Source organism: Rhodospirillales bacterium RIFCSPLOWO2_02_FULL_58_16, assembly GCA_001830425.1.
GTDB lineage: Bacteria > Pseudomonadota > Alphaproteobacteria > Rhodospirillales > 2-02-FULL-58-16 > 2-02-FULL-58-16.
The window spans coordinates 1-8,869 of record MIAA01000022.1 but is presented as its reverse complement, the minus strand read 5'-3'; the positions used below and the strand labels follow the sequence as shown (position 1 = coordinate 8,869).

At 58.5% G+C, this 8,869-nt stretch carries 8 protein-coding genes and 2 pseudogenes (1 of these 10 cut by a window edge); 3 read left to right on the top strand and 7 right to left on the bottom strand.

Annotated elements, in window-relative coordinates:
- Both A3H92_04000 and A3H92_03995 read left to right on the top strand, forming a co-directional pair.
- A pseudogene (locus A3H92_04000) lies at positions 1-144 on the top strand (hypothetical protein) (it extends 1,743 nt beyond the left edge of the window).
- 181 nt (positions 145-325) lie between these two features.
- On the top strand, positions 326-784 hold the full coding sequence (locus tag A3H92_03995) for a heat-shock protein Hsp20 (GenBank protein OHC75153.1): 459 nt from the start codon (positions 326-328) through the stop codon (positions 782-784).
- 3 nt (positions 785-787) lie between these two features.
- Here the strand turns inward: A3H92_03995 and A3H92_03990 are convergent, their stop codons facing one another.
- The 7 genes from A3H92_03990 to A3H92_03960 all read right to left on the bottom strand — a co-directional run bounded on the left by A3H92_03990 (position 788) and on the right by A3H92_03960 (position 6,957).
- On the bottom strand, positions 788-1,252 hold the full coding sequence (locus A3H92_03990; protein OHC75152.1) for a PTS IIA-like nitrogen-regulatory protein PtsN: 465 nt from the start codon (positions 1,250-1,252) through the stop codon (positions 788-790).
- A gap of 21 nt (positions 1,253-1,273) precedes the next feature.
- Entirely contained in the window at positions 1,274-1,840 is a 567-nt protein-coding gene (locus tag A3H92_03985) for a ribosomal subunit interface protein (protein ID OHC75151.1), read from the bottom strand.
- 178 nt (positions 1,841-2,018) lie between these two features.
- The gene (locus tag A3H92_03980; GenBank protein OHC75150.1) at positions 2,019-3,563 is read right to left on the bottom strand and encodes an RNA polymerase sigma-54 factor; all 1,545 of its coding nucleotides are present in this window, start codon (positions 3,561-3,563) and stop codon (positions 2,019-2,021) included.
- A gap of 8 nt (positions 3,564-3,571) precedes the next feature.
- Positions 3,572-4,342: an LPS export ABC transporter ATP-binding protein gene (locus A3H92_03975; protein ID OHC75173.1), complete on the bottom strand. Its 771-nt coding sequence runs from the start codon at positions 4,340-4,342 to the stop codon at positions 3,572-3,574.
- A 110-nt stretch (positions 4,343-4,452) separates the two neighbouring features.
- Positions 4,453-5,289: a hypothetical protein gene (locus A3H92_03970; GenBank protein OHC75149.1), complete on the bottom strand. Its 837-nt coding sequence runs from the start codon at positions 5,287-5,289 to the stop codon at positions 4,453-4,455.
- A 4-nt stretch (positions 5,290-5,293) separates the two neighbouring features.
- Positions 5,294-5,974, bottom strand: coding sequence for a hypothetical protein (locus A3H92_03965; protein OHC75172.1), 681 nt, complete (start codon positions 5,972-5,974; stop codon positions 5,294-5,296).
- Positions 5,975-5,985: 11 nt separating this feature from the next.
- On the bottom strand, positions 5,986-6,957 hold the full coding sequence (locus A3H92_03960; protein ID OHC75148.1) for a D-arabinose 5-phosphate: 972 nt from the start codon (positions 6,955-6,957) through the stop codon (positions 5,986-5,988).
- Between the two features lie 163 nt (positions 6,958-7,120).
- Here A3H92_03960 and A3H92_03955 point away from each other — a divergent pair.
- A pseudogene (locus tag A3H92_03955) lies at positions 7,121-8,869 on the top strand (hypothetical protein).

Sequence of the window (8,869 nt, the reverse complement as noted above, 5' to 3'; positions counted from 1 at the left end):
GCCGCCCTGGCCCGATTGAGAACATCATTGCGCCGCCGCCTGGCCGCTTCCCCGGTCGGCGATTCGAAAGCCTACGCCGGGGCGGTTGACGCCGCCTACCGGCGCATCTGGCGACGTTGGTGCGGCGGAATTACGGGGACATAATTCCTCCTCCCCTTGACGGTCGGCGGCGAGTTGCCGATATTAACAATCGCAAATACCAGTGGCCGTAAGAAATGACTCTGAAAAACCCTCCCCCTTGCTTCAAGGGGGAGTTAGAGGGGGTCGTTGCAGCAACCTCCCCTGCCCCTCCTTGGTAAGGAGGGAAAAGCAAGAGGAAAACGCCATGTCTCGCCCACCCGTCTTCAACAGCCCGTTCATGCTGGGCTTTGACCACTTCGAAAATGTCCTTGAACGTCTGTCCAAGGCATCGCCGGACGGCTATCCGCCTTACAATATCGAGCAAACGGGAGAAAACAGTCTGCGGATCACGGTGGCGGTGGCCGGATTCTCATCGGATGATCTGGGCGCCTCGCTGGAGAACAATCAGCTTGTCATCCGAGGCCGCGCCAAGGAGAACGATCCGCATCGGGTGTTCCTGCACCGGGGCCTCGCCGAACGCCGGTTTCAGCGCACTTTTCTGTTGGCCGACGGCATCGAGATCAAAGGCGCGTTCCTGGAAGACGGACTTCTGAACATTGATCTCTATCAACAAAACCCGGAGCCTGAAGTGCGCATCATCAAGATCGAGAAGGGAAGAACAAAGGCCAAGAACCGGAAGCCTGTAGACGTAAAAACAAAATAACCGCTAAACGGCGTGAGATTCCTGATGCTCGGTCAGAAGGGCGTAAAGGGCTTCCGCGCTGTCGGTTCCGCGCAGCTTTGCGCACATCGACTTGTCGCGCAGCAATCTGGACGCCCTGGCCAGCGCCTTGAGATGATCGGCTCCTGCCGATTCAGGCGCCAACAACAGGAAAATCAGGTCTACCGGCTGTTCATCAACGGAATGAAAATCGACGGGCCGTTCCAGCCGGGCAAACAGACCGTGAAGACGTTCCAGGCCGGGCAGCTTGCCGTGAGGAATGGCGATGCCGTTGCCGACGCCGGTAGAGCCTAGTTTCTCACGCTCCATAAGAACGTCGAAGATGGCGCGTTCGTGCAATCCGGTAATGGCGGCGGCGCGCTTGGCAAGGTCCTGCAAGGCTTGTTTCTTGCTGGTGGCGCGCAAGTTGGAGATAACGCTTTCCGTGCTGACGAAATCAGTAATCTCCATGGTCGCTTCCTGTCCCGGCTCCTACAAAGTGTTGCTGGGATCGATCCAACCGACATTGCCGTCGTTACGGCGATAAACCACGTTAAGTCCGCCGTGGGCCTTGTTGCGGAACATCATTACCGGCGAATCGATCAGGTCCATGCGCATGACCGCCTCGCCGACGGTAATGGTGGAGATTTCATGGGACATCTCGGCGACGATGACGGGCTGGGCTTCTTCGCCGACCTCCTCGTTCTCATCTTCCTTGGCGATGATGGCATATTGAGCCAGCGTCCTCTCATCGTTGTCCCGGCCCTTGTGGCCGCACAGACGACGCTTGTAACGCCTCAACTGTTTTGAAATGCGCGCCAGGGCGCCGTCGAAAGCGGCATATGCGTCATCGGTCGAGGCGCTGCCCTGCACCAGAATGTCGCGTCCCGCGTGAACCGAGATATCGACGCGAAACAGATGAGACTGGCGGGAAAAAACCACGCTTGCGTCGAGCGCTTTGTCGAAATATTTCCTGACGTTTGCATTCAAATTATCTTCGGCGTGACTGCGCAATGAGTCGCCGATGTCTACGTTCTTGCCTTTGACGGATATTTCCATGAAAAAAAGCCATCCTCCTGTATGAGGCTCCAATACTGTTGATCGTGAAGTTTTTGTCGATCAGTTCAGGCAACAATACAACACCTGCAGCCAAGAATCCATATCCATGGCCGACGAAGGTCGGGAAGTTAGTTGTCATAAGCCCCGGTGTCAACATTCACGCGACATACGCCGGAATTCAGAAGCAAGACGCCTTCTCGTGACGGCGCTGCACTGAAGACGCTATGCCCATCGCCTCCCTGTATTTTGCCACGGTGCGGCGGGCAATATCGATGCCCTCGTTCTTCAGGACGGCTACTAATTTGTCATCAGACAAAATTTTAGAGGGCGGCTCTTCGTCTATCAGAATCCTGATGCGGTGACGAACCGATTCCGCAGAATGAGATTCGCCGCCGGACGAAGAGGCAATCGCCGGCGTGAAAAAATACTTCAGTTCGTAGATGCCTCGCGGGGTGGCTATATACTTGTTGGAAGTAACGCGGCTGACGGTGCTTTCGTGCATTTCGATCTCTTCGGCGATGTCGCGCAGCACCAACGGCCTCAAGCTGCCTACGCCGTGAACGAAAAAACCGTCTTGTCGGCGCACGATCTCGGTTGCCGTCTTAAGGATGGTGGAGGCCCGCTGGTGAAGGGACTTCACCAGCCAGTTGGCGGATTGCGCGCATTCGGTAATGTACTGCTTGTCCTCCTTGCTGCGGACGGCGCCCTTGATATGGGCGTGATAACTATTATTGACCAGGACTCGCGGCAGGGTGTCGGCGTTCAGTTCAATCAACCACCCTCCCTGCGATTTTGCCCTCATAATGACGTCGGGAATGATCGGTTGCATGATCACGCTGTCAAACCTCAGCGCCGGCTTGGGGTCCAGCGCCCTGATCTCGGCCAGCATGTCGGCGATATCCTCGGCATTGACGCCGCAAACCTTGATCAGGGCCGCCATGTCCCGCTTGGCCAGCAGGTCCAGATTGTCGAGCAGCGCCGCCATCGCCGGGTCCAGCCGGTTCTTGTCCTGCAACTGAAGAGCCAGACACTCGCTGAGACTGCGGGCAAAAATTCCGGGCGGGTCGAACTGCTGAAGCTTGGCCAGAACCTTCTCTACCCGCTCAAGGGGGCAGTTCAAAGCTTCCGTCACCGGCGACAGGTCGGCGCCGATGTATCCGGCGTCATCCAGCGAGTCGATCAAATGCAGGCCGATCATCCGATCCGCCTGATCGTTCACCCCCATCGTCAATTGACCGGTCAGATGATCGCGCAACGACATCTTGCCGGCCAGCGTCTCCTCCAGATTTGCCGAATCTTCGTCAAGGCCTCCGCCGCCGCCGCGCCGGCCCCACTCGGCGAAGGAGGAATTGCCTAAACCGGCGCCTTGACTGAAATCTCCTTCAGCGTCGGAGGGGCAATCGTTATCCCGGTGAGTGTTGTAGTCCATGTCCAGAGCGGCGTCGTCCGGCATCTGCGAGACGTCCGAAGCGCTCAGGTCCATGGTCCGCAGAGGAGCGTCCTCCGCCTCCCCGACATCTTCCCGGAAGGCGTCGTCGGTCCCGCCGTCAATGCCGTAGTCGTCGTCGCCGCGCTCAAGAAGCGGGTTCTGCTCCAGCTCCTGCTCCACATACTCGGCAAGCTCAATGTTGGAGAACTGCAACAGCTTGATGGCCTGCTGCAACTGCGGCGTCATCACCAGCGATTGGGACTGACGCAGTTCAAGGCGGGGGGTCAGCGCCATTTTAGACCCTAAAGGCTAAACCGTTCGCCCAGATACACGCGCCTGACATCCTCATTACCGATAATGTCGGCAGGGAGGCCTTCCATCAGCATCATGCCGTCATGAATAATGTAGGCGCGATCAACGACGTCCATGGTTTCCCTGACGTTATGATCAGTGATCAGAACGCCGATACCCCGGTGCTTGAGATGGGCGACCAGATCACGGATGTCGCCGACGGCGATAGGATCGATACCGGCGAAGGGTTCATCAAGCAGAATGAAATGAGGATTTGAGGCCAGGGTGCGGGCAATCTCAACGCGCCGGCGTTCGCCGCCGGATAAAGCCAGCGCCGGAGTGCGCCGCAAGTGACTGATCGAGAATTCGCCGAGCAGGGACTCTAGGATCGCCTCGCGGCGATCCCTTGAGCTTTCCACCACTTCGAGAACGGCGCGGATATTGCTCTCCACGGTCAGGCCGCGAAAAATGGAGGCTTCCTGGGGAAGATAGCCGATGCCCAATCTGGCGCGCCTGTACATAGGCAGGTCGGTAATATCGTTGCCGTCAAGGAAAACCGACCCGTAATCAGGAGGGATAAGTCCGGTGATCAGATAGAAGCAGGTCGTCTTGCCGGCGCCGTTGGGACCAAGAAGACCGACTACTTCGCCCCGGCCTATCGAAATCGAGACGCCGCGCACCACAGGGCGCTTCTTGAAACGCTTGCCCAGATTAGAAGCGACAAGCCCCGGAGTGCTGTCGGACACCAGCCTCGGCGCGCCGTCCGTTTGATCAAATCCCATCGAATCCGCCAAGTGCGCCCCGTCGCCGAAACGCCTTTCAGAACTTACCCGGCGTCCGCTGCTGTCATTCTTGCCGGGAGAAAGCGGCTTCTGGTTATCCATGGAACAGTTTACTTTTTCTTTCCGCTGTTAGGTTTCAGAAAACCACGCACGCGCTCGCCGCCCTGAACCGCCGAAGGGCAACTGAACAACTTGCTGATTCCGGTGTTCAGGTTCACCTCGGCGGAACATCCGTTAAGTTCATTCTGCTCGCGGATAATCTTAACCGATCCGGTCAGAGTAGCGATACCACTTTCCACATTGTAGACGGCGCGGTCGGAAGCGGCCTGATCCTTGTCGGTGTCGATCCGGACATTATCGAAGGCCTCGACGCGATAGACCGAGCTTTTGCCTTTTTCGTTGTTGCGGAAATAAGCGGCCATCACGTCGGCCCGCAACCGCTTGCCCTCGTGCGTGGCGACGGCGTTGCCGCGAGCCACCGCCATTTGTTTCTTTTCCCAATATTCGATCTGGTTATCGGCGGTGATTTCATCATTTGCGGTGACATAGCGCACCTTGCCGCCGCTGAGAACCAGGACAGCGTTCTCGATATCGTAGATTCCCTTGTTGCCGTAGGCTTTCTCGCCGGGCGTGATAATTTTCACGTTGCCCTCCGCGTCAAGTCTGGTAATCACCGTGGCCCCGGTTTCGCTCCTGCGGTAATAGGCGCGCAGCAAGTCGGCCCGCACTTCCACCTCGCCGCGCACGGCGCGGGCATTGCCCCTGGCCAAAAAGATAAGTTCTTCCTGCTGCCACTCGATTCCGTTCTCGGCAAAAATCTCGATCGGAACATCCGACCCGCCGCTGCTGAAATTGAGACTTTGGGCGGACGCCGGACGCCCCCCCGGCGCCATGATCGGCGACAGAACAACGGCAACGAATATTCCGGCGATAACGGCGCGTTTCATAAATTCAACCTTTCCCGGCGGGCGGCTTGCCTATACCGGGATAAATGACAAGCCTGGACTTGCCGGTAAAATAGATGGTCTTGCCCCCCCTGGCGAGGCGGAAGCCCTCCCCCTGCAAATCGCCGAACGGCCCCTGGCCTTCCACCGGCGACTTGCCGTAGGCAATTCCTTCATTGAGGTCGATTTGGGCTTCATCGGTGCGGAATTCATATCCTGAATCGTGGAACAGATTAACCGCTCCGACTAATATCAGGGTCTTCTCCCCGCGTCCATAAACACCGGTCTCGGCGGTCAGGACCAGCCATGAGCCGTCTTCCAGCGTGATGTCGGCCTTGGGCATCTCCAACTCCACCGAGGCGCTTTCCTTCAACAGGTTCTTGGCCAGATCGGCGGTAATGGAATAGGGCTGGGAACTTTTGTCGGTGCCTAAATAGCGGGGATTCAACATGGCCGGGTCATCGCCGTCTTCCAGCTTTATATCGGTGAACCCCAGGCGGAACCGGCTGTGCTGGGCCTTCAGATAGGGCCACGCCACGACCAGCACAATCAGCAAAAAGGCCACCGCCGGCAGAATGAACTTCATGGCGCTGACAAAGCGGCTGTACCCGTGGCTATAGCGGCGGCGCAGCTTGCCGTTCACGGCCGATTTAATACGATCTGTTTCAGCTTCGGCGCCGGGGTCCACGATGCCGGGCCTCACGCCACCCCGGCGCGAAGGCAGTCATGGATGTGGATGATGCCTACGGGCCGTCCGTCCTCGACGACGAACAGGTTGGTGATCTTGCCGGTGTTCATGATCCGCACCGCCTCGCTGGCCAAGGCGTCGGGGCGGATGTTTTTGCCGCCGCACGTCATCACCTCTGAAGCCTTGCGCTCAAGAAGATCGGGACTCATGTGGCGGCGCAGATCGCCGTCGGTGACCACCCCTTCAAGCAGGCCTTTCCCGTTGATGACGCCGACGCAGCCGAATTTCTTGTTGGTCATCACCAGCAGGACATCCGCCATGACCATCGCGCCGTCCACCAACGGCATTTCATCGCCGGCGTGCATGATGTCGGCCACCTTGAGCAGCACATTGCCCAGTTTGCCGCCGGGATGAAAAACATGAAAGTCATCCGGCGAGAACCCCCTGCGCTCCAGCAGAGCGACGGCGATGGCGTCGCCGAGGGCCAGCATCACCGTGGTCGAGGTGGTCGGCGCCAGTCCCAGCGGACAGGCCTCGGTGACGGCGGGCAACGCCAGCACCACGTCCGCCGCCCTGGCAAGGGTGCTGGCGGCGTTGCCGGTGACGGCGATCAGTGAAATCTCGAAGCGTCTTGTATAGGCCACCAGATCGGCAAGTTCAGAGGTCTCGCCCGAATTGGACAGGGCGATAACCGCATCGCCCTTGCGGATCATCCCCAGATCGCCGTGGCTGGCCTCCGCCGGGTGAACAAAAATGGCCGGCGTGCCTGTGGAAGCCAGGGTGGCGGCGATTTTGCGGGCGATATGTCCGCTCTTGCCCATGCCGGCGATAACCAGATGCCCGCTCATTCCCTCAATCAGGTCAAGAGCCTCGGCAAAGCGGCCGTCGAGGCCCGCCGCCATGGCCTCGATCCCTTTCGCCTCCAGCCTCAGCACCCGTCGGGCGGATGCCAGATCGTCGTCTTGCGCGTCCGGGCGCGGCATTGATTTCGTTGCGTTCATTGTTGAAAATACATCGATATATGGGCTTGCGGATACACAATCGGCGAGTATGCGCCCACGGCGCCGAAGCGTCAACAAAACCGACTTTGCATTTTTCCGTCCCGCTGCGCGCCGCGTTGTCTGAAAAGCATGAAGTCGGCATCTTATGCGGGAATTAAGATTGGCTATCGCGACGCAATTCATGTATTCTGGCCTGATGAATGATAATTCCGGAAATGATTCGCTCGACGGAGCCGTATCGAAGATCGCCGATGACGGCCTTGCCAAGTATCTAGGGGACGCCGATCTGTCGCGGGCGATGGCTGACTATCTGTACCATGAGCTTGCCATTCCCAGGGGGATAGGCAAACTCCTCGTCAGGGGTATGGCGCAACTGACGGAATGGGCCGCCAAAAAAGGCGGCGTCTTCGCGAGCGATGTCGTCAAGAACCGCCTTCGCCATCTGCCGTACTACAAAAAGCTGGAGAAGAACCTCGATAAGTTCGCGGCGCACCTGAAGGGCGAAATCAAAACCATCGCCGATAAAAGCCACCCGCCCCATGACGCGGCCTTCGTCAGGTCGTTGACCGAATCCCTGAAAGATTCTCTCGAAGCCCTGGCAAGTAAGAAAGACCTACGAAATGCCGTCGGCACGTTGATCAAGCGGCTGGCGCCTCAGCCGAAGCTGTTCCTGAGCCTGTCCGAAGACGAGAATAGCGGCCTGAACCGCTTCTTCTACGGCGCCAGAAAAGTCCCTCTTATCGGACGCAAAGACGAGATGATGCGTCTGGAGGGGTTTCTCGACCATGATGCCCCGTTTCGTTGGTGGCTGGTTTGTGGTTCGGCCGGATTCGGCAAGAGCCGACTGGCGCTTGATTTTTGTCTGAAACGGGGCGGTTCATGGCGGGTAGGGTTCCTGCCCTACGAACATTCCATCCGCGATATCGATAACTGGATCCCGGATGAGCCGACCCTGATGGTCGCGGACTATGCCTCGGGCCATGAGCGTTCCCAGGAACTGGGACAATCCATCCGAAATCTCAGCAACAGGGCCGACCAATTCCCCTTCCCGGTCCGCCTGCTGCTTCTGGAGCGCGACGCCGGCGACTGGTGGCTAGACAAGCTGCGTGGGAGCGGCCATAGCGAGCGCGGACAAACCGATAAAGACCGCCACGACACCCACATGACCCTAAGCGGCCTTTCCGATGATGGAACGCGCCGCGTCATGCAAACTCTCGGACTGACAACGCAACAAGCGGCGAAGTTGCTGCCTGTCCTGCGCGAAATGGACCCCGAAGGCCGCCCCCTGTTCGCCGCCCTGATGGCGGACGCCGTGGTCAACGGCAAGCGACGCACCCAGTTCTGGCTGGCCAAGGAAGACTTGATCAAAGAAGTGCTCGGACGGGAGGAAGAAAGGTTCTGGGTCCCGGCGGGAATAACGGAAAACGACAAAAAACTTCTTGCCCTGGCGACGATGTGCGGCGGCATCAAGCTTACTGACCTGAACGATCTTTCCCAAGGCAAGGACCTCCTCGCCGACTTCGACGCCGGCCGCTACCGGATACTATCGGGCAGAGACGCCACAGAACGTCTGGCGCCGCTGGAACCCGATATCCTGGGGGAACTGTTCACGCTTAACCGGTTGGACCCAACCAGTGTCCTGGACAAACGTCTGGAATCCATGCGCGATCTTGCATGGCGGTTAGACCCTTTCGGCATGGCCGTATTCCTGGACCGAACTGCACAAGACTTTCCCCGCCATGAGGCTTTCCTCCCCCTTGCCACGCTCCCGGCCGACGTAAACGAACCGACCGCCATCTTATGGTCAATGGCCGCCGTCAATCTCATCAACTACCTCGCGGCATCAGACCATGACGCCGCGCGGGGATGGTATGGCGAGATCAAGGCCCTTGCC